The following is a 20,514-nucleotide window of genomic DNA, read 5'->3' on the forward strand; positions in this document are numbered from 1 at the left end:
ATTTAACACGGTTGCACAAAGTTGCAACATGGTGGATATTTCACGCTAACGACCGAACATCACTACAGATCAACAGGAGTTTTGGCATGGGCATGACCACCATGGGGGTTAAGCTGGATGACGCGACCCGCGAACGGATTAAGAGCGCTGCAACCCGCATTGACCGCACGCCGCACTGGTTAATTAAGCAGGCTATTTTTAATTATCTGGAACGTCTGGAAAACGAAGACGATTTACCGGAGCTGCCTGCCCTGCTGGCCGGTGCCGCCAACGAAAGCGAAGAAGCCGTGGCCGCCACCGATGAGAACCACCAGCCGTTCCTCGATTTTGCCGAGCAGATCCTGCCGCAATCCGTCAGCCGCGCGGCGATCACCGCCGCATACCGTCGTGCCGAAACCGACGCCGTGCCGATGCTGCTGGAGCAGGCCCGTCTGCCGGAGCCGATTGCTTCTCAGGCGCACAGCCTGGCGTATCAGCTCGCCGACAAACTGCGTAATCAGAAATCTGCCAGCGGTCGCGCCGGAATGGTGCAGGGCCTGCTTCAGGAGTTCTCCCTCTCCTCGCTGGAAGGTGTAGCCCTGATGTGCCTCGCGGAAGCGCTGCTGCGTATTCCCGACAAAGCCACGCGCGATGCGTTAATCCGCGACAAAATCAGCAACGGCAACTGGCACTCGCACATTGGCCGCAGCCCGTCGCTGTTCGTCAACGCCGCCACCTGGGGCCTGCTGTTTACCGGCAAACTGGTCTCCACCCACAACGAAGCCAACCTCTCCCGCTCTCTGAACCGTATCATCGGTAAGAGCGGCGAACCGCTGATCCGCAAAGGCGTGGACATGGCGATGCGCCTGATGGGCGAACAGTTCGTCACCGGGGAAACCATCTCCGAAGCGCTGGCCAACGCCCGTAAGCTCGAAGACAAAGGTTTCCGCTACTCCTACGACATGCTCGGCGAAGCGGCTCTGACCGCCACCGACGCGCAGGCGTACATGGTCTCTTACCAGCAGGCGATCCACGCGATTGGCAAAGCCTCGAACGGTCGCGGCATTTATGAAGGTCCGGGGATTTCCATCAAGCTCTCCGCCCTGCACCCGCGATACAGCCGCGCCCAGTACGACCGCGTGATGGACGAACTCTACCCGCGTCTGAAATCCCTCACCCTGCTGGCGCGCCAGTACGATATCGGGATTAACATCGACGCCGAAGAGGCCGACCGCCTGGAGATCTCCCTCGATCTGCTGGAAAAACTGTGCTTCGAACCGGAGCTGGCGGGCTGGAACGGCATCGGCTTCGTCATTCAGGCCTACCAGAAGCGCTGCCCGTTCGTGATTGATTACCTGATCGACCTCGCCTCGCGCAGCCGTCGCCGCCTGATGATCCGTCTGGTCAAAGGCGCGTACTGGGACAGCGAAATCAAACGCGCGCAGATGGACGGCCTGGAAGGCTATCCGGTCTACACCCGCAAGGTCTACACCGACGTCTCTTACCTCGCCTGCGCGAAAAAACTGCTCGGCGTGCCGAACCTGATCTACCCGCAGTTCGCCACCCACAACGCCCACACGCTGGCGGCGATCTACAGCCTGGCCGGACAGAACTACTATCCGGGTCAGTACGAATTCCAGTGCCTGCACGGCATGGGTGAACCGCTGTACGAGCAGGTCACCGGGAAAGTGGCCGATGGCAAACTGAACCGACCGTGCCGTATCTATGCCCCGGTCGGTACCCATGAAACGCTGCTCGCCTATCTGGTGCGTCGTCTGCTGGAAAACGGCGCCAACACCTCCTTCGTCAACCGTATTGCTGACACCACCCTGCCGCTCGACGAGCTGGTTGCCGATCCGGTGCAGGCCGTGGAAAAAATGGCCGCGCAGGAAGGCCAGCTCGGTCTGCCGCATCCGAAAATCGCCTTGCCGCGCGAGCTGTATGGCAGCGATCGCGCCAACTCTGCAGGTCTGGATCTGGCGAACGAACACCGTCTGGCGTCCCTCTCTTCTGCACTGCTGAATAGCGCCCTGCAAAAATGGCAGGCGAAACCGATCCTTGAGCAGCCCGTTGACGCAGGGGATATGCAGCCGGTGATCAACCCGGCGGAGCCAAAAGATATCGTCGGCTTTGCCCGCGAAGCCACCGCCAAAGAGGTGGAACTGGCGCTGGAAAATGCGGTGAACAACGCGCCGATCTGGTTCGCGACGCCGCCGCAGGAACGTGCCGCAATCCTTGAGCGCGCCGCCATCCTGATGGAAGGCCAGATGCAGCAGTTGATTGGCATTCTGGTGCGCGAAGCCGGGAAAACCTTCAGCAACGCCATCGCCGAAGTGCGCGAGGCGGTCGACTTCCTGCATTACTACGCTGGTCAGGTGCGTAACGATTTTGATAACGAAACCCACCGCCCGCTCGGCCCGGTGGTCTGTATCAGCCCGTGGAACTTCCCGCTGGCGATCTTCACCGGTCAAATCGCGGCCGCCCTTGCCGCAGGTAACAGCGTGCTGGCGAAACCGGCTGAACAGACGCCGCTGATTGCCGCCCAGGGTATTAACATTCTGCTCGAAGCCGGTGTCCCGGCAGGCGTGGTGCAGCTTCTGCCAGGACGTGGGGAAACCGTCGGCGCTCAGCTGACCTCCGACACCCGCGTGCGCGGCGTGATGTTTACTGGCTCCACCGAAGTGGCGACGCTGCTGCAACGCAACATTGCGACGCGTCTTGATCCGCAGGGGCGTCCGACGCCGCTGATCGCCGAAACCGGCGGGATGAACGCGATGATCGTCGACTCGTCCGCGCTGACCGAACAGGTGGTAGTGGATGTGCTGGCCTCGGCCTTCGACAGCGCCGGACAGCGCTGCTCCGCCCTGCGCGTGCTGTGTCTGCAGGATGATATCGCCGACCACACGCTGAAAATGCTGCGCGGTGCGATGGCAGAATGCCGGATGGGCAACCCAGGCCGCCTGACCACGGATATCGGCCCGGTGATTGACGCCGAAGCCAAAGCCAACATCGAACAACACATTCAGGCGATGCGTGCCAAAGGCCGTCCGGTCTTCCAGGCGGTTCGCGAGAACAGCGAAGACGCCCGCGAATGGAACACCGGCACCTTTATTGCGCCAACGCTGATTGAGCTCTCCAGCTTCGACGAGCTGAAAAAAGAGGTCTTCGGCCCGGTGCTGCACGTGGTGCGCTACAGCCGTAACAACCTGGAGGCGCTGGTCGATCAGATTAACGCCTCCGGCTACGGCCTGACGCTGGGCGTGCATACCCGCATCGATGAAACCATCGCCCAGGTCACGGGCAGCGCGAAAGTCGGCAACCTGTACGTCAACCGCAATATGGTCGGCGCAGTGGTCGGCGTGCAGCCGTTCGGCGGCGAAGGCTTGTCCGGCACGGGTCCGAAAGCCGGTGGTCCGCTCTATCTGTACCGTCTGCTGGCGAACCGCCCTGAGAATGCGCTCGGCGTGACCCTGGCGCGTCAGGATGCGGAACGTCCGGTGGATGCCCAGCTGAAAACGCTGCTCACCCAACCGCTGGAAGCCCTCGTGAAATGGGCGGAAAAACGCCCGGAACTGCGCGCCATTTGTCAGCAGTATGGCGAACAGGCGCAGGCCGGGACTCAGCGTCTGCTGCCAGGTCCGACCGGAGAGCGCAACACCTGGACGCTGATGCCGCGCGAGCGCGTGCTGTGCATCGCCGATAACGAACAGGATGTGCTGGTTCAGCTGGCCGCCGCCATGGCAACAGGCTGCGAAGTGCTGTGGCCGGAAGATGGTCTGCATCGAGATCTCGCCAAACAGCTGCCGAAAGAGGTCTCCGCGCGGATCACCTTCGCGAAACCAGACGTGATCACCACCCAGGCTTTCGATGCGGTGATCTACCATGGGGATTCCGATCAGCTGCGCGAACTGTGCGAGCAGGTCGCGGCGCGCGACGGCGCGATTGTCTCGGTGCAGGGCTTTGCCCGCGGCGAAACCAACCTGCTGCTGGAGCGTCTGTACGTGGAGCACTCGCTCAGCGTCAACACCGCTGCCGCAGGCGGTAACGCCAGCCTGATGACAATCGGGTAATTGTACAGCTAAAATGAAAACCGTAGGCCGGATAAGCGTAGCGTATCCGGCTTTTTTATACGGAGGGTAAAATGAAACGAGTATTGATTGCCGGAGCCGCGTTGCTGCTCAGCGCCAGCGCGCTGGCGGATGAATGCGCCAGTGCCACAACCCAGACCGATCTGAATACCTGCACCGCGCAGCAGTATCAGGCGGCAGATAAAAAACTGAATCAGACTTACCAGGCCGCGATGAAACGGGCCGCCGCACCCCAGCGTGAATTGCTGAAAAAAGCACAGCAGGCGTGGATTGCCCTGCGTGACGCCGACTGCGCCTTTGCCGGTTCCGGCAGCGAAGGCGGAAGCGTACAGCCGATGATTATCAACCAGTGCATGACCGAGAAAACCGCCGAGCGCGAAGCGTTTCTGGCCTCACTGATGCAGTGCGAGGAAGGCGATTTAAGCTGCCCGCTGCCGCCTGGCAATTAACGCAGGCGGATCCCTTCAATAATCAGGCGCTGCACGTTATCGACCGCACTCTGGAAAAACGCCTCGTCCTGGAGCGTTTTTCCGGTCACGGCTTCGACCTGGCTCGCAAAGTCCGCATAGTGCTGGGTCGAGGCCCAAATCATAAAGATCAGGTGCTGCGGATCGATTGGCGCCAGTTTTCCGCTCGCCACCCAGCCCGCAATAATCGCCGACTTATCGTCGATCAGCTGCTTTAAATCCCCCGTCAGCTCCGCCTGCAACAGCGGCGCGCCCTGCAGCATCTCCATGCAGAACAGTTTCGACGCCTGAGGATAGTCGCGGGAGACCTCCAGCTTGAGGCGGATGTACTCTTTGATCGCCACCAGCGGCGCGAGCTCTTCACGAAACGCCTTCAGCGGTGCCAGCCAGATATCGAGAATTTGTTGCAGCACGGCGACGTAAAGCGCCTCTTTCGACGGGTAGTAATAGAGCAGATTGGTTTTCGACACCCCGGACAACTCCGCGACCTGCTCGAGGCGCGTGCCGTGAATGCCGAACTGCGAAAAGGTCTCCAGCGCGGCTTTCAGAATCGCCTGCTTCTTGGCGCTCACCGCCCGCGAACGTTTACCTGGTGTCTGCACTGCGCCTTGTGTCATGCCTGCTCTCCTTGAAAATGTGCGTTTAGCATAGCAAAACCCCTCGCGTCTCACGACATTCTGCACCTCGATCGCGCATAAGTGCCTGTTTTGTGTGCACTGCTTTTGACCAGTTAGTCCACTTTACTCGGTATCTTTTTAACAACCACCAGTTAACACATTAATAACACAACACTTTTCAAAACTGGCATTCCCTTTGCAAAACCTTCATCACGAGGCTGAACAGGAAATGCAGGATGCAGCGCCACGTCTGACTTTCACCCCACACTGAGATGAAGAGAGGTTCGTGATGAAAATTGGCGTATTCGTCCCTATCGGCAACAACGGCTGGTTAATCTCCTCCCACGCGCCGCAGTACATGCCGACCTTTGAGCTGAACAAAGCCATTGTGCAAAAGGCGGAGCATTACCATTTCGACTTTGCGCTCTCGATGATCAAACTGCGCGGCTTCGGCGGCAAAACCGAATTCTGGGATCACAATCTGGAGTCCTTCACTCTGATGGCGGGTCTGGCGGCGGTGACGTCGCGCATTCAGATCTACGCCACTGCCGCCACGCTTACCCTGCCTCCGGCGATTGTCGCGCGGATGGCGTCGACCATTGACTCCATCTCCGGCGGGCGCTTCGGCGTGAATCTGGTGACCGGCTGGCAAAAACCTGAGTACGAGCAGATGGGCCTGTGGCCGGGCGATGAGTATTTCTCGCGCCGGTACGACTATCTGACCGAATACGTGCAAGTCCTGCGCGATCTGTGGGGCACCGGCAAGAGCGATTTCAAAGGCGACTACTTCACCATGAACGACTGCCGCGTCAGCCCGCAGCCCTCCACGCCGATGAAAGTGATCTGCGCCGGACAGAGCGACGCGGGCATGGCGTTTTCCGCCCAGCACGCGGATTTCAACTTCTGCTTCGGGAAAGGCGTCAACACGCCTGCGGCCTTCGCCCCCACCGCCGCACGCATGAAAGAGGCGGCGGAAGTGACCGGGCGCGATGTCGGATCCTACGTGCTGTTTATGGTAATCGCCGACGAAACCGACGAGGCCGCCCGCGCCAAATGGGAACACTACAAGGCGGGAGCCGACGAGGAAGCCTTGAGCTGGCTCACCGAGCAGAGCCAGAAAGATACCCGCTCCGGGTCAGACACCAACGTGCGCCAGATGGCGGACCCGACCTCGGCGGTCAATATCAATATGGGCACCCTGGTGGGCTCTTACGCAAATGTGGCGCGGATGCTCGACGAAGTCGCCAGCGTGCCGGGCGCCGAAGGCGTGTTGCTGACCTTTGATGATTTCCTGATGGGCGTTGAGACCTTTGGCGAGCGCATCCAGCCGCTGATGCAGTGCCGCGCGCACATCCCCGCGCTGACTCAGGAGGTGGCGTAATGATTTCATTAGATGCACGCCCGGAAGCTATTACCTTCACGCCTGAGCAGAGCGCGTTGATTGTGGTGGATATGCAGAACGCCTACGCGAGCCCTGGCGGCTATCTGGATCTGGCCGGGTTTGACGTCTCCGCCACCCGTCCGGTGATCGACAATATCAACACCGCCGTTGCTGCCGCGCGCGCCGCGGGGATGCTCATCATCTGGTTCCAGAACGGCTGGGACGATGAGTACGTCGAAGCCGGTGGCCCCGGCTCGCCTAACTTCCATAAATCCAACGCCCTGAAAACCATGCGCAAACAGCCAGAACTACAGGGAAAACTGCTGGCAAAAGGAGGCTGGGATTACCAGCTGGTCGATGAACTGGTACCCCAGCCCGGCGATATCGTGCTGCCGAAACCGCGCTACAGCGGCTTTTTCAACACCCCGCTCGACAGCTTGCTGCGCAGTCGCGGCATTCGCCACCTGGTCTTTACCGGCATTGCGACCAACGTCTGCGTGGAATCCACCCTGCGCGACGGCTTTTTCCTCGAGTATTTCGGCGTGGTACTGGCAGACGCCACGCATCAGGCCGGGCCGGAGTTTGCTCAGAAAGCCGCTCTGTTCAATATCGAAACCTTTTTTGGCTGGGTCAGCACCGTCGCCGAGTTCTGCGATGCCGTCTCCCCGCCGTCGTTAGCCCGTATCGCCTGAGGAGCCACACTATGCCGAAATCCGTGATCATTCCTGCAGGCACCAGCACGCCGATTGCCCCCTTCGTACCCGGCACGCTTGCCGACGGCGTGGTGTATGTCTCCGGCACGCTGCCGTTCGATAAAGAGAATAACGTGGTCTGGCCCGACGACCCAAAGGCGCAAACCCGCCACGTGCTCGAGACCATCAGGAGCGTTATCGAAACGGCGGGTGGCACGATGGAGGACGTGACCTTCAACAGCATTTTTATCACCGACTGGAAAAACTACGCCGCGATTAACGAAATCTACGCTGAGTTTTTCCCCGGCGATAAACCGGCGCGATTCTGCATTCAGTGCGGGCTGGTCAAGCCCGAGGCGCTGGTCGAGATCGCTTCTGTTGCCCACATCGGAAAATGAGGTTGCCATGAAAATATCCGTTTCACCGCCCCCGTTTGCCGACGCGCCGGTGGTGGTGCTGATCGCCGGGCTGGGCGGCGGTGGCAACTACTGGCTGCCGCAGCTGGCGGTGCTGGAGCAAGAGTATCAGGTGGTGTGCTACGACCAGCGCGGGACCGGGAATAATCCTGAGGTATTGCCCGAGGGTTATTCTCTGGCGCAGATGGCGGACGAGCTGTATCGGGCGCTGTCACAGGCCGGCATTCAACGCTTTTGCGTGGTCGGGCACGCGCTCGGTGCGCTGGTCGGGCTGCAGCTGGCGCTCGATCGTCCCGAGGCGGTCACCGCGCTGGTGTCGGTGAACGGCTGGCTGAAGCTCAACGCCCACACCCGCCGCTGTTTTCAGATCCGCGAACGTTTGCTGCACGCGGGCGGTGCGCAGGCCTGGGTGGAAGCGCAGCCGCTGTTTCTCTACCCCGCCGACTGGATGGCGGCTCGCGCCCCGCGAATGGAGGCCGAAGAGGCACTGGCCCTCGCCCATTTTCAGGGCAAAGCCAATCTGCTTAAACGCCTTCACGCGTTAAAAAAGGCAGATTTCAGCCGGGACGCGGCGCGCATTCGCTGCCCGGTGCAGGTGATCTGCTCCGCCGACGATCTGCTGGTGCCTGCCGTCTGTTCGTCTGAGCTGCACGCCGCGCTGCCCCACAGTGAAAAAGTGGTGATGCGCCAGGGCGGACACGCCTGCAACGTCACCGATCCCGATACCTTCAATACGCTGCTGCTGAACGGGCTCGCCAGCCTGCTGCATGCACAGGAAAGGGTTTTATAGATGAACGAAGCCATCAATCCGGGCGCGTTAAAAACGCTGTTTACCGACGCCCGAACGCACAACGGCTGGCAGGATATTCCGGTCAGCGACGAGACCCTGCGCGAGATCTACGACCTGATGAAATGGGGCCCAACCTCCGCCAACTGTTCCCCCGCGCGGATCGTCTTTGTCCGTACGCCCGAGGGCAAAGAGAAACTGGCCCCGGCGCTCTCCAGCGGCAATCTGGCGAAAACCCTTGCCGCGCCGGTCACAGCAATTGTCGCCTGGGACAGCGAATTTTATGAGCGCTTGCCGGAACTGTTTCCCCACGGCGATGCCCGCAGCTGGTTTACCACCAGCCCGGAACTCGCCCAGGAGACGGCGTTTCGCAACAGCTCGCTGCAGGCGGCGTATCTGATTTTTGCCTGCCGCGCGCTGGGGCTGGATACCGGGCCGATGTCGGGCTTTGATCCGCAGAAAGTGGATGCGGCCTTTTTCACCGGCACCACACTTAAAAGCAATCTGCTGATCAACATCGGCTACGGCGATGCCAGCAAAGTTTATGGCCGTCTGCCGCGTCTGACCTTTGAAGATGCCTGCGGGCTGGCGTAAGGAGCCAATATGGATCAACAAACTTTTCGTGATGCAATGGCCTGCGTCGGCGCGGCGGTGAATATCATCACCACCGACGGTCCTGCCGGGCAGGCGGGATTTACCGCCAGCGCCGTGTGCAGCGTGACCGACTCACCGCCCACCCTGCTGGTGTGCCTGAATCGCGGGGCGTCGGTGTGGCCGACATTCAGCGAGAACCGCACCCTGTGCGTGAATACGCTGTGCGCCGGGCAAGAGCCGCTGTCGAACCTGTTTGGCGGCAAAACGCCGATGGCAGAACGCTTCGCGGCGGCCCGCTGGCAGACCGGCGCAACCGGCTGCCCACGGCTCGAAGAGGCGCTGGCGTCGTTTGACTGCCGCATCAGCCAGGTGGTCAGCGTCGGCACCCACGATATTCTGTTTTGCGACATTGTTTCCATTACCCGCCACCCCGCGCCGCAGGGACTGGTGTGGTTCGACCGCGGCTATCACGCACTCCTGCGACCCGCCTGTTAACCCTCCTTAAGGAGACAGCTCATGGCCTTGTTCGGTTTTCCCCACTGGCAGTTAACATCGACCTCTACAGAGCGCGGCGTGGTCGCGCCGGATGAGAGGCTTCCCCTGGTGCCCACGGTGGTGATGGGCGTTCAGCACGCGGTCGCGATGTTTGGCGCGACGGTGCTGATGCCCATTCTGATGGGGCTGGATCCCAATCTGTCGATTTTGATGTCGGGGATCGGCACGCTGCTGTTCTTTGTCATCACCGGCGGACGGGTGCCGAGCTATCTGGGATCGAGCGCCGCCTTTGTCGGCGTGGTGATCGCCGCCACGGGCTTTAACGGCCAGGGGATCAACCCGAATCTGAGCGTCGCGCTCGGCGGCATTATCGCCTGCGGGCTGGTTTACACTTTGATTGGCGTTGTGGTGATGAAGGTCGGCACCCGCTGGATCGAACGCCTGATGCCACCGGTGGTGACGGGTGCGGTGGTGATGGCGATTGGTCTAAACCTCGCACCGATTGCGGTCAAAAGCGTCTCCGGTTCGTCATTTGACAGCTGGATGGCGGCGGTGACGGTGCTGTGTATCGGTCTGGTGGCGGTTTTCACCCGCGGGATGATTCAGCGGCTGTTGATTCTGGTCGGGCTGATTGCGGCGTGCCTGGTGTATGCCCTGATGACCAGCGTGCTGGGCCTGGGTAAACCGGTGGATTTTTCGCTGGTGCAACACGCCGCGTGGTTTGGTCTGCCGCACTTCACCTCCCCGACCTTTAGCGGTCAGGCGATGATGCTGATCGCGCCCGTGGCTGTGATTCTGGTGGCGGAAAACCTGGGCCATCTGAAAGCGGTCGCCGGAATGACCGGGCGCAATATGGACCCGTACATGGGCCGCGCGTTTGTCGGTGACGGGCTGGCGACCATGCTCTCGGGCTCGGTTGGCGGCAGTGGCGTGACCACCTACGCGGAGAATATCGGCGTGATGGCGGTGACCAAGGTTTACTCCACGCTGGTGTTTGTCGCCGCGGCGGTGATTGCCCTGCTGCTGGGCTTCTCGCCGAAATTCGGGGCGGTGATCCACACTATTCCGGCCCCGGTGATTGGCGGCGCATCGATTGTGGTGTTTGGCCTTATTGCCGTGGCGGGCGCGCGCATCTGGGTGCAGAACCATGTGGATCTCAACCAGAACGGCAACCTGATTATGGTCGCCGTGACGCTGGTGCTGGGCGCGGGGGATTTTGCGCTGACGCTCGGCGGCTTTACGCTGGGTGGAATCGGGACGGCCACCTTTGGCGCGATTTTGCTGAATGCGCTATTGAGTCGCCGGACGGCGGAGGTCTCTCAGGCTAAGGTGGTGCACCAGGATTCCTGACCGAGCCGGATGTTGCGCCGGGTGGCGCTGCGCTTACCCGGCCTACGTTTATTTGTAGGCCCGGTAAGCGCAGCGCCACCGGGCATTTTTCAGACCACACCATCGTTTGTTGTCGGGTGATTAATCTTCTTCGAATAACCGTTCGATAGATTTGGTTGGGTAGAAAAGCGAGTTGGCGTTTTCACGCACCAGGGGGATAAAACCCAGCTTTAGGTAGAAAGCTTTCGCACTTTCGTTTAACGCATCGACAAACATACCGTGCACACCCACTGCTTGCGAAGCCAGATACACCACCTTCATGGCATGCGTGACCAGGGTTGTCCCCCACTCCTGCCCTTGCAGCGTTTTATGAACGGCCAGCCGACCCAGCGTCACGCTGGGTACATTGGCATAAGGAATGTGGCGTTGCTGCGTTTTTGAGGGAAGCGCTTCACGTTCGAAACAACTGCCCGCGAGCGTGTAATATCCCCACACTTTAGGCTTCGCCTCCTGGCTTTTAAGGACGTAAGCCCGCAGGATGCGTCCGCTGTGCTGACGAGCCAGATGCTCAGTAAGAAAGACATTCAGAGAGGTTTCGCCGCAGTCAAAATCCGTAAAATCATAAACTGCTTCTTCTGAAAACATCTCTATGATCAGTTTGGCCACGACTTACTCCATGTCTTCGAGCCGTTTGGCGGCGCGTTTTAGCCTGTTGTCTGGTGATGGCGGATTGCTGATAGCATCCATCACCTGATTCCACGACGCTTCGTTAAGGATCAGGCGACGGTGCTGCTCGATCACTTCCGCTGCGCGCGCTGACGCGCTGTTGACCATAAACTGCGTGATGGTCTGATTGGTCATCGCCGCGGCTTCTTCGATCAGGCTTTTATCTTCATCCGATAATCGGAGATCGATTCGCTGTTTTTTTAGTGCTGACATTTTTACTCCATTTTGTACGGTGAGTATCCGTACACAAATGCATTGTAGAATTGCCGCGCTTTGATTGCAATACGACGCTATTCGAGCGTCAGATCGGCCGCTTCACGACGTTTCTTTTTTAACTTCAACTCACTCACCAGCACCCCGACCACAATAAATGCCGCACCCAACAGGGCCAGCAGCGGCAACCGTTCACCCGCCAGACGACCGAAAATCCCGGCCCAGACGGGTTCGCCGGTGTAGATGACCGTAGCCCGCGTCGGGGAGACGCTGCGCTGCGCCCAGTTCATCGTCACCTGAATGATGGCGCTGAAAATCCCCAGGCCGAGCGCGACGACCACCAGCCCCGTGGACATTGGCGGGACAGATTCTCCGGCGGGAACCATGGCGATAAACGCCACAATCGAGGCTGTCGCCAGCTGGACGACGGTGACGCGTTTGACGTCGACTTTCCCGGCCCAGGCGCTAATCAGGATAATTTCTGCCGCAATCGCCACCGCACCAATCAGCGTAATAATCTCACCCGGTCCCATCGCCAGCAGGTTGTCGCCGGGTCCTGCGAGAAAAATCAGCCCGATAAAGGCCAGCACGATGCCCACGCAGGACATCAGCCCCGGCATTCTGCCGAGACACAGCCACTGCAGCAGGGGGACCAGCGGAACGTACATCGCGGTGATAAACGCCGATTTACTGCTGGGAATGGTCTGTAATCCCCAGGTTTGCAGGCTATAGCCCATCGCGATAGAGACGCCAATCGCCACGCCCGCCTGTAGCTCCTTCAGGGTCAATCCGCGCAGAGTTTTCAGTGAGATCAGCGCCACCGCCACAGCCGCCGTAGCAAACCGCAGCCCGACGAAGAAAAACGGATCGCTGAGCGTCACGGCATACTGCACCGCGAGGAAGGTACCGCCCCAGAACATGGTGATCAGAATCAGGATCGCTTCCTGGGGTTTGATGGAAAAAGCGTAGCGAGAGGAGGACATGAGATACCAGCGACAAGAAGTAATCCGCTAGTGTGCGATGCCTTTGGTTACAGTTCAATGTTGCATAAATAAAAAAACCGCCGGGAGACCCGGCGGCAGGGGGATATTTCAGGTTGGGTGACACTGAAATGGGGAGACGCTAACTCTTATTACTGCTCCCATGACTATTTTTGCCCCCTTTTTTGCCAGCTTCAGATGCACGCTGCGGGTCATTCTTGAAGTTACCCCCGCTCTGCTGGCCACCTTTACGACCTGCTTCTGATGCTCTGTCACGGTCTTCAGCGAAATTACCTGACCCACCACGATGGTTTGCCATCTCTAACCTCCAGAGTGTGAAACATTAGACATCATACTGCATTCAGTAAAAGAGGATTCTTTCACCTGACGGCACAAGGCCAGAGCCTTTGTCTGCGCCGCGTGAAACTAAGCTTAGTGGAATGAGCCGATCCAGCCAGTAAACGGTAATATTCTGCAACATGAAATCAGCCGTTCGTGTGAGATCCCGCCGTCGTCACCAATAAGCTCCTCTTATCATTCAGAAAAGCCGACCCGCTAAAAATGTTTCATATTGCTACAAAGAAAGGTCCTAAATATCTTGTTATAAATCAAAGAAATGGCTTTCAGGTTTGCAGTCTGGCCGTGGCGTCTTATCTTTAAATGAACGCAGCGATTCGCTGCCAGAAACCACAATCGAGGAGTGATGCAAGATGGCAAAAGTTCTGGTGCTCTATTATTCCATGTATGGACACATTGAAACCATGGCTCATGCGGTGGCGGAAGGCGCAAGTAAAGTTGACGGAGTTGAGGTCGTGGTGAAACGCGTACCGGAAACCATGAACGCCGAAGCGTTCCTGAAAGCGGGCGGGAAAACACAAAATGCCCCGCAGGCGACCCCGCAGGAGCTGGCCGACTATGACGCCATCATCTTTGGTACCCCAACGCGCTTTGGCAATATGTCCGGGCAAATGCGCACCTTCCTGGATCAGACCGGCGGACTGTGGGCCTCAGGCGCCCTGTACGGGAAACTCGCCAGCGTCTTTAGCTCAACCGGGACCGGCGGCGGCCAGGAGCAGACCATCACCTCCACCTGGACGACCCTTGCACACCATGGGATGGTGATTGTGCCGATCGGCTACGGCGCGCAGGAATTGTTTGATGTTTCACAGGTGCGCGGCGGGACTCCGTACGGCGCGACCACCATTGCTGGCGGCGACGGTTCGCGTCAGCCAAGCCAGGAAGAGCTGGCCATCGCCCGTTATCAGGGTGAGCACGTCGCGGGCCTCGCTAAAAAACTGAACGGTTAACCTCAACAGGAGGACAAGCATGCCAACTCAACAATCCAAAGCTCATCACGTCGGTGAGTGGGCAAGTTTACGTAATACCTCTCCAGAAATTGCCGAGGCCATCTTTGAAGTCGCGAAATACGATGAGAAGCTGGCGGAGAAAATCTGGGAGGACGGGAGCGATGAAGTGCTGGTCCGTGCCTTCGACAAAACAGACAAAGACTCGCTCTTCTGGGGCGAGCAAACCATCGAACGTAAAAACGTCTGACCGTTTCCCCCCGCCAGCGCGGGGGGTTTTCCACTTATTTTGCCGCGTCGTTCATCAGAGTATTAAATTTATCAATCGGGCAGAAACCGTTGGTATCGACCGGGCATCCTTTCAGCTCAAGCGTCACGCGCTGCGCCGGAGATTTCAGCGACAGCACATCAGCGTTACGCAGCTGCTCTGAGCTTTGGTAGACATACTCAATTTTCATCAGCTCACGATTCGCGTTTTTATCATGCCAGCGCTGGAAGACAATCTTCCCGCCAATCGGTGTGCGCTCGTGCTGGTCATGCAGCTGGTACGGCTTGAAATCCAGCGCCGTCAGCAGCGAAGCGATGTTCGAGTCATGCCCCACCAGCACGGTGATTTTTGGCGCTTTCGCCTGATCGGTGACCAGCGCGTTATCGATGTATTTCACCAGCGGCTTGGCAACATTGCGCGCCACTTCGGTCGAAGTGAACAAGGAATCCTGATAGCCATTTTTCAGCTGTGACAGCACGCGCCACTGCTGGTCGGTTTTGATTTCCCCCCACGCCACCTGATCCAGCGGGAAGCCTTCGTAGTATTGCAGCGTGAACGCATCCACCAGCGAGTTACCCACTTTCAGCGGGCCGGAGACGCTCGGCTCTTTTTCATAGTCGGCGGTGAAGGTGTCTTTGGCCTCCGTCAGAGAGCACACTTTTTTCTCTTTGCAGGACGGGGAATCGGTGTATTGGGTGATCTGCTCCAGCAGCTTGTAGCTCTCATCGAGCTTCATGCCCTGACGCTCGGTCTCCATCGCTTTGACCGCTTTTTCGCGAAACTCCGGCGAATTGTCGGTGATCACCGGGTTAAAGGTCGGGTCCATGGTGCCCATTTTTTCCTGATGATGGACGGGCACGTCGCAGCCTGGGAATGCGCCGGTGATAAAGAACTGAGCCGTCGCAACGGTGCGTTGCAGGCTGTTGGCGTAGGTATAGACCGCGTCAGCCGGTGGGCATTCTCCGCTGGTGACCATCCCCTGCTCCGCCAGCCATTCACGCATGTAATGGCCCATATAGACTTCGAGCACGCCACCTTTGGTGGTGAGCTGCCCGCCTGGCACCTCCCATTCCGGCCATTTGCCCGGCGTGGATTGCTCGAGTACGCTGCCGTTATTCGCCAGCGGTGCGCGCAGGTTGTGGCGGCTCATGATCAACACCTGCTGTAACTGATAGCCTTCCGGGGCCGTTTGCGCCTGAGCGCCAGAGGTCATTGTTAAAGTGCCAGCCACTGCGATTGCGAGTAGTGCTTTTCTCATCCCTTTTTCCTCAGAGTTTATTTTCGTCAATCTGATTGTGACAGATTGATGACAAATTTCCGGGAACCATTTCTCAAACTGATAGATAACGCTTTTTTATGTTCGCGCCCTACCGCTCCAGCTGGTCGCCGTACTCTTGCATCCAGACGGCCAGCGGGGAGAGCGCACTCTGTAGCGTCAGTCCTAAATCCGTTATCTGATATTCCACACGCGGCGGGATCTCCGGATAGATCGTGCGCGAGACCAGTCCGCGCTGTTCAAATAAGCGCAGCTGTTTGGTCAGTTCTTTCTGGGTAATGGGTGCCGCGGCGCGGAGCAGATCGCCAAAGCGTACCGGGGCGTTGAGGACGATCAGCCGGTACAGGATCGGGATCGCCCATTTGCCCGAGATCAGATTGACAAACTGCGTCATCGGGCAGGATTCGGTCGCAGAATTTTTTTCACAGGTTGATTCGAGTCTTTCCGCCATTGCACACCCTTCGCCTCATTAGTATCCAAATGGTACCTGGTTTCTTTTGGATACTAACGTTTCTATAGTGCTTTCTCCAGTGACTTTTCAGGAGATAACCATGGGTCGTTTAACAGGTAAATATACGCTTATTACGGGTGGCACCAGCGGCATCGGTCTGGCGACGGCGCAGGAGTTTATCGCCGAAGGAGCGCACGTGGCGGTGACCGGACGTAACCCGGAAACTCTGGCCGAGGCGCAACGGGTGCTGGGCGATAACGCCTGGGTGATTGCCACCGACGCGGGGGATATTTCCGCGCAACAACAGCTGGCAGACACCCTCGCCTCACGCTGGCCGCGGCTGGATGCGGTGTTTATCAACGCCGGAGATGTGACGCACGGGCTTATCGAGGAGTGGCGCGAGGAGGCATGGGATCGGCTGATGGGTATCAATCTCAAAGGCCCCTTCTTTTTGGTTCAGGCGCTGCTGCCGCTGCTGAACAATCCCTCGTCGGTGATTTTATGCGGCTCGGTGAGCGCGCGGATCGGCCTGCCCACCAGCAGCGTGTATGCCGCCAGCAAGGCGGGTCTGCTCTCCCTGGCGCGCACGCTTTCTGCGGAACTGCTGCCGCGTGGGATCCGCGTCAACGGCTTAAGCCCCGGCCCGGTAGAAACACCGGCGCTGAATAAACTGGGGCTGAGCGCAGAGGCGCAAAAAGCGCTGCAGGGCGATATCGCAAGCCTGGTCCCGCTCGGGCGCATGGGCACCCCGACGGAGCTGGCGAAGGCGGCGATCTATCTGGCGTCGGATGAGTCCAGCTATACGGTTGGGATCGATCTGCTGGTGGACGGTGGCACCGGGAGTTTGTAATTCGAAAGGCGCTATATACTGAAGCTAAACCGGTATATAGCGCCCGGACTGATAGTGGCATTACAAATATAACTTCACTCAATAATAGTCCATTTCAGTGCTATACTTTGCGAAATATCTTAGGTGGTCTTACAAGGGAGTTAACCATCTTGTCACAACGTAAATATATCACTGCAACGATATTTATTATTGTTTGCACAACGTCAATATTCGCCACCTTGATTTCACATGAAGTGAGAAATCTTCAAAATTATATGGGCTATATTGCCGAGAATGGCAAGTCAGCGCTTTTCCATGAAGAGTTCATCAATCAGGATATTGCCTTTCGCTTATCCCGCGCCTTCTCTAAACAGGCAGCCTCTGGTGTGAATGGCGAGGAAAAAGCCAAATTACTCTGCGAGCATATTGAAAAGGTCGGAGCCATTTCCGGGTTTAATCTGGTGGCAAGAACCATCGTTAACCTGGAGGGTACGCTTCAGACGCGAAATCCCGACTGCGAAGCCTGGAGCCGCGATGTGCCTGCGCTGCCCGTGGTGAATCAAACCGAGACACCGGCGTCATCGAAGTACACCTTCTCCAACTATACGGGCTATACCTTCAACAACATCCGCTATTACATCGACCTTGCGCACAACTATATTTACATCAACCATCTGGTGAATACCTTTGATTATGCGTTCAGCAACTGGCTGGTGGCCGATAAAGATGGCGTCAATATTGTCCGCAGCGCGCACACTATTACCATTGATGATAATGCGCTGGAGGACCTGATCCACGGTGAGAATATCGTTTCGCACATTTATACAGACGGCTATACCCGACAAAATATTATCAGCATGATTACGCCGGTATTTCTTGGCGGAAAAATCAAAGGGCTGTTGATTACCGATATCAATATTCACGATCTGGCGACATCATTTGTCACCCCTGATCGCCCGTTATTGTGGAAATTCCTTTCCCTGTATGTCACCGATAATACGACGGGGGGGAATATTATCTTCCATGAGCCTGTAGTGAAATCGCGGGATGCGATTAACTATCAGGATGATATGACGCAGTATTACACCCTGCATGGAAAGCTCGATGCCATCTACGTGGTGATTGCGAATATCTGGCTGATTTTGCTTTACGTATTAACCACCTGGCTGCTGGTTCGCTACGCCCGCCAGCAGTTTATCCGTCAGAAATCCCTCTCCCGCGACAACGTGACCGATGCGATGACCGGGCTGTATAACCGCAAAGTGATTACCGGCGAACTGAACCAGAAAATTCAGTCTTTAGTGGAAAGAAATATTCCGGTCACGGTGATTGCCATCGACAGCGACGGGCTGAAAAGAATCAACGACACCTTAGGCCATCATATGGGCGATAAGGCGATCCAGTCTCTGGGACTTGCGCTGGCGCAGTCGATCCGTAAGAGCGATTACGGGATCCGCCTCGGCGGCGACGAGTTCTGTTTGATTCTTATCGATAATAATCTGGCCCGCTCGCGGGATGTGATTACGCGTATGCAAGGTTATCTCCAGACCATCGATACGGAAAAAATGGTGGCGTTCTCCTGGGGAAGTTACCAGATGCACGCGGGCGATACGCTGGAAGTGGCGATGCTGAAGGCGGATGAGCTGCTGTATCAGCATAAGCGCAGCAAATATGAAGACCGGAAGTGACAGCTAAGTTTACAAGGCGCTGATGCCGGTCACCGCGCCGACATACAGCGCCGCCCAGACGGTGGCAGAGAGCAGGCTCACCGCGTAAACCTTTCCTGCATTCACGCGCAGCATCCCCGCCGCCAGCGGGACGATGTAGCGCAGCACCGCCAGAAAACGGGCAGTGAACAACACCGCCACGCTGTTTTTCTCTAACTGATGCTGGATGCGTATAAGGCGATCGGCGTGTTTTGCACGCAGGCGCATCATCATCCGCGTATTGCCCATGAGCTGCCCCAAATGGTAATTCAACACGGAGCCGCACGTCGCGCCCGTCGTTACGGCAAGCCAGGCCAGCACAGGCGAAAGCGTTGCCTGACTCAGGGTAATCCCACCCAGCAACATCAGCGAGGCGGGCGGGAGAATGGAGGAGACGAAAACCGTTGATTTGCAGAACGCCATGACCGCCAGCAAGGCGAACAGCTGCGTCGGATAGTGTGCAAAATGATTAAGCAAATTATTGAGCCATTCCATCGCGACGCCTCTTTTGAAAGGTGAATCTGCTATTTAAAATGAAATGAATTAAATAAAACCTCAACGCCGATTAAATATATTTAACCTAAACCGTTCATCAACATTATTGATATTTTAAAGCAGCATTTAAAAACTCGCGTATTATCTCATCCGTTTTACTACGATCTCGTTATGGCGAGGCTCCTGTACAAATACACGTTATCGCTCTGGTGGTTTCGAGAGAAACTACACAGGGTAAAACAGGCACTGTCGAATCAAGGCTTTGTCAGTATAACTTCCCTTCGGGGATACGGTGTACAGTGCTGAACCCAGGACGTGGGGATCTCCTCTTCGACATGCCCTGTCTTGCTCGCCCCTGAGAGATAATTATATTCAAAGGGAATTCACTATGTCTTACACCATCCATAATTCAAATCCTGCATTTAATGACAGCGCCATCGCGCAATATATGAATACGGATTTTATTGTCCTCGACGCGTCATTATGTGTCGCGCTGGCGCGTGAACATTTCTTCGCACAATTAAAAGATGACGATATTCCAACGCATATTTTTATTGAAGATAATGGTCGATTGGCCGGGATGATTTCGGTCAGAACGTTATTACAGGAAGCGAATACCGTTCAGGCCGTTAGCGCGCTGATGGTTTCTCAGTTTTTGCAGGTTCAGCCCGACGATGAGCGTGCAAAAGTGGCCGCTCTACTCAGCCATGCCGGTGTTGACGTCGTACCGGTTGTCACCCACGGGAAACTGGTGGGTTGTCTCACCGAACGTGAAATTGCTCATTTGCTGGAAGATGACGTGACGGAAGATGCGCAGCGCCAGGGGGCTACGCTGCCTCTGGAGCGGCCTTACCTCGAGACCAGCGCTGTGCAGCTTTGGAAAAAACGTGCCGTCTGGCTGCTGCTGCTGTTCGTCGCAGAGGCCTATACCAGCACCGTGCTTCAGCATTTTGAAGATGCGCTCGAATCCGCTATCGCACTGGCGTTCTTTATTCCATTGCTCATTGGCACCGGCGGCAACAGCGGCACACAGATTACCTCAACGCTGGTCCGCGCGATGGCACTGGGTGAAGTTGGCCTGAAAGACCTGGGGCGCGTGCTGCGTAAAGAGATGACCACCTCGGTGATGATTGCCATTACGCTCGGGCTGGCAGGCTGTGTGAGGGCCTGGATGATGGGAATTGGAATGGACATTACGCTTATCGTCAGCCTGACGCTGGTGTGCATTACCCTATGGAGCGCCATTGTCTCGTCAGTGATCCCGATGGTGCTTAAACGCTGTGGCATCGACCCTGCCGTCGTATCCGCGCCGTTTATCGCCACCTTTATCGACGGAACCGGCCTGATTATCTATTTCAAAATTGCACAGTACACGCTGGGTCTGGAGTGACAGATTTGTAGCCTGAACAAAGAAAATAAAG

22 protein-coding genes and 1 riboswitch are annotated in these 20,514 nt (G+C 57.4%); of the genes, 14 read left to right on the plus strand and 8 right to left on the minus strand.

The genetic code is table 11. From position 1 onward, the window contains the following. Window positions 1-86 precede the first annotated feature (86 nt). Together putA and AC3WS9_RS13970 are read left to right on the plus strand one after the other, a co-directional pair. Entirely contained in the window at window positions 87-4,049 is a 3,963-nt protein-coding gene (gene putA / locus AC3WS9_RS13965; protein ID WP_492488913.1) for a trifunctional transcriptional regulator/proline dehydrogenase/L-glutamate gamma-semialdehyde dehydrogenase, read from the plus strand. A gap of 71 nt (window positions 4,050-4,120) precedes the next feature. Continuing rightward, window positions 4,121-4,516 carry a lysozyme inhibitor LprI family protein gene (locus AC3WS9_RS13970; RefSeq protein WP_492488915.1) on the plus strand — a complete coding sequence of 132 codons (396 nt, stop codon included), beginning with the start codon at window positions 4,121-4,123 and terminating at the stop codon, window positions 4,514-4,516. On the opposite strand, the gene rutR is transcribed toward AC3WS9_RS13970, so the two are convergent. Further along, window positions 4,513-5,151 carry an HTH-type transcriptional regulator RutR gene (gene rutR, locus AC3WS9_RS13975; protein ID WP_285145379.1) on the minus strand — a complete coding sequence of 213 codons (639 nt, stop codon included), beginning with the start codon at window positions 5,149-5,151 and terminating at the stop codon, window positions 4,513-4,515. The two genes, AC3WS9_RS13970 and rutR, sit on opposite strands and share 4 nt — an antisense overlap. A 289-nt stretch (window positions 5,152-5,440) precedes the next feature. Between rutR and rutA the strand changes: the two genes are divergently transcribed. From rutA to rutG, 7 genes are read left to right on the plus strand one after another with little or no spacing between them, the layout of a single operon-like run. After that, window positions 5,441-6,532: a pyrimidine utilization protein A gene (gene rutA / locus AC3WS9_RS13980; RefSeq protein ID WP_282492517.1), complete on the plus strand. Its 1,092-nt coding sequence runs from the start codon at window positions 5,441-5,443 to the stop codon at window positions 6,530-6,532. Next, the gene (gene rutB / locus AC3WS9_RS13985) at window positions 6,532-7,224 is read left to right on the plus strand and encodes a pyrimidine utilization protein B (protein WP_492488918.1); all 693 of its coding nucleotides are present in this window, start codon (window positions 6,532-6,534) and stop codon (window positions 7,222-7,224) included. The genes rutA and rutB overlap by 1 nt, the downstream gene beginning before the upstream one ends. Window positions 7,225-7,235: 11 nt before the next feature. Then, window positions 7,236-7,622 (plus strand): pyrimidine utilization protein C, encoded by a 387-nt coding sequence (gene rutC / locus AC3WS9_RS13990; protein ID WP_285158670.1) that lies wholly within the window; start codon window positions 7,236-7,238, stop codon window positions 7,620-7,622. A 7-nt stretch (window positions 7,623-7,629) separates the two neighbouring features. Then, window positions 7,630-8,430 carry a pyrimidine utilization protein D gene (gene rutD / locus AC3WS9_RS13995; RefSeq protein ID WP_492488920.1) on the plus strand — a complete coding sequence of 267 codons (801 nt, stop codon included), beginning with the start codon at window positions 7,630-7,632 and terminating at the stop codon, window positions 8,428-8,430. After that, window positions 8,431-9,021 carry a malonic semialdehyde reductase gene (locus tag AC3WS9_RS14000; protein WP_492488922.1) on the plus strand — a complete coding sequence of 197 codons (591 nt, stop codon included), beginning with the start codon at window positions 8,431-8,433 and terminating at the stop codon, window positions 9,019-9,021. A gap of 9 nt (window positions 9,022-9,030) precedes the next feature. Further along, complete coding sequence (gene rutF, locus AC3WS9_RS14005; RefSeq protein WP_492488924.1) at window positions 9,031-9,516, plus strand: NADH-dependent FMN reductase RutF; 486 nt, start codon at window positions 9,031-9,033, stop codon at window positions 9,514-9,516. A 21-nt stretch (window positions 9,517-9,537) separates the two neighbouring features. After that, window positions 9,538-10,866, plus strand: a complete 1,329-nt coding sequence (rutG, locus tag AC3WS9_RS14010; protein ID WP_492488926.1) for a pyrimidine utilization transport protein G — start codon at window positions 9,538-9,540, stop codon at window positions 10,864-10,866. A 120-nt stretch (window positions 10,867-10,986) separates the two neighbouring features. On the opposite strand, the gene AC3WS9_RS14015 is transcribed toward rutG, so the two are convergent. The 4 genes from AC3WS9_RS14015 to AC3WS9_RS14030 all read right to left on the minus strand — a co-directional run bounded on the left by AC3WS9_RS14015 (window position 10,987) and on the right by AC3WS9_RS14030 (window position 13,083). Then, window positions 10,987-11,511, minus strand: coding sequence for a GNAT family N-acetyltransferase (locus AC3WS9_RS14015; RefSeq protein WP_492488928.1), 525 nt, complete (start codon window positions 11,509-11,511; stop codon window positions 10,987-10,989). Between the two features lie 3 nt (window positions 11,512-11,514). After that, window positions 11,515-11,784, minus strand: a complete 270-nt coding sequence (locus AC3WS9_RS14020) for a type II toxin-antitoxin system TacA family antitoxin (RefSeq protein ID WP_285145387.1) — start codon at window positions 11,782-11,784, stop codon at window positions 11,515-11,517. A 77-nt stretch (window positions 11,785-11,861) separates the two neighbouring features. After that, window positions 11,862-12,767 carry a DMT family transporter gene (locus AC3WS9_RS14025; RefSeq protein WP_285158668.1) on the minus strand — a complete coding sequence of 302 codons (906 nt, stop codon included), beginning with the start codon at window positions 12,765-12,767 and terminating at the stop codon, window positions 11,862-11,864. 139 nt (window positions 12,768-12,906) lie between these two features. Continuing rightward, window positions 12,907-13,083 (minus strand): con-10 family general stress protein, encoded by a 177-nt coding sequence (locus AC3WS9_RS14030; RefSeq protein WP_100780659.1) that lies wholly within the window; start codon window positions 13,081-13,083, stop codon window positions 12,907-12,909. 391 nt (window positions 13,084-13,474) lie between these two features. Between AC3WS9_RS14030 and wrbA the strand changes: the two genes are divergently transcribed. Further along, window positions 13,475-14,071 carry an NAD(P)H:quinone oxidoreductase gene (wrbA, locus tag AC3WS9_RS14035; protein WP_100780660.1) on the plus strand — a complete coding sequence of 199 codons (597 nt, stop codon included), beginning with the start codon at window positions 13,475-13,477 and terminating at the stop codon, window positions 14,069-14,071. Window positions 14,072-14,090: 19 nt separating this feature from the next. Further along, window positions 14,091-14,318, plus strand: coding sequence for a YccJ family protein (locus AC3WS9_RS14040; protein WP_282492507.1), 228 nt, complete (start codon window positions 14,091-14,093; stop codon window positions 14,316-14,318). A gap of 34 nt (window positions 14,319-14,352) precedes the next feature. On the opposite strand, the gene agp is transcribed toward AC3WS9_RS14040, so the two are convergent. Then, the gene (gene agp / locus AC3WS9_RS14045; RefSeq protein WP_492488931.1) at window positions 14,353-15,594 is read right to left on the minus strand and encodes a bifunctional glucose-1-phosphatase/inositol phosphatase; all 1,242 of its coding nucleotides are present in this window, start codon (window positions 15,592-15,594) and stop codon (window positions 14,353-14,355) included. A 109-nt stretch (window positions 15,595-15,703) separates the two neighbouring features. Continuing rightward, window positions 15,704-16,063: a winged helix-turn-helix transcriptional regulator gene (locus AC3WS9_RS14050; protein WP_492488933.1), complete on the minus strand. Its 360-nt coding sequence runs from the start codon at window positions 16,061-16,063 to the stop codon at window positions 15,704-15,706. Window positions 16,064-16,163: 100 nt separating this feature from the next. Between AC3WS9_RS14050 and AC3WS9_RS14055 the strand changes: the two genes are divergently transcribed. Beyond that, entirely contained in the window at window positions 16,164-16,913 is a 750-nt protein-coding gene (locus tag AC3WS9_RS14055) for an SDR family oxidoreductase (protein ID WP_492488935.1), read from the plus strand. A gap of 149 nt (window positions 16,914-17,062) precedes the next feature. Then, window positions 17,063-18,580 (plus strand): diguanylate cyclase DgcJ, encoded by a 1,518-nt coding sequence (dgcJ, locus tag AC3WS9_RS14060; protein ID WP_492488937.1) that lies wholly within the window; start codon window positions 17,063-17,065, stop codon window positions 18,578-18,580. Between the two features lie 9 nt (window positions 18,581-18,589). Here the strand turns inward: dgcJ and AC3WS9_RS14065 are convergent, their stop codons facing one another. Beyond that, window positions 18,590-19,093, minus strand: coding sequence for a DedA family protein (locus tag AC3WS9_RS14065; protein WP_492488939.1), 504 nt, complete (start codon window positions 19,091-19,093; stop codon window positions 18,590-18,592). A gap of 158 nt (window positions 19,094-19,251) precedes the next feature. Then, window positions 19,252-19,421: riboswitch (M-box (ykoK) riboswitch) on the plus strand. A 60-nt stretch (window positions 19,422-19,481) separates the two neighbouring features. Between AC3WS9_RS14065 and AC3WS9_RS14070 the strand changes: the two genes are divergently transcribed. Then, window positions 19,482-20,483: a magnesium transporter gene (locus tag AC3WS9_RS14070; protein ID WP_285149210.1), complete on the plus strand. Its 1,002-nt coding sequence runs from the start codon at window positions 19,482-19,484 to the stop codon at window positions 20,481-20,483. Window positions 20,484-20,514: the final 31 nt, after the last annotated feature.

It is taken from the genome of Lelliottia sp. EB106-05-01-XG201 (assembly GCF_058791735.1).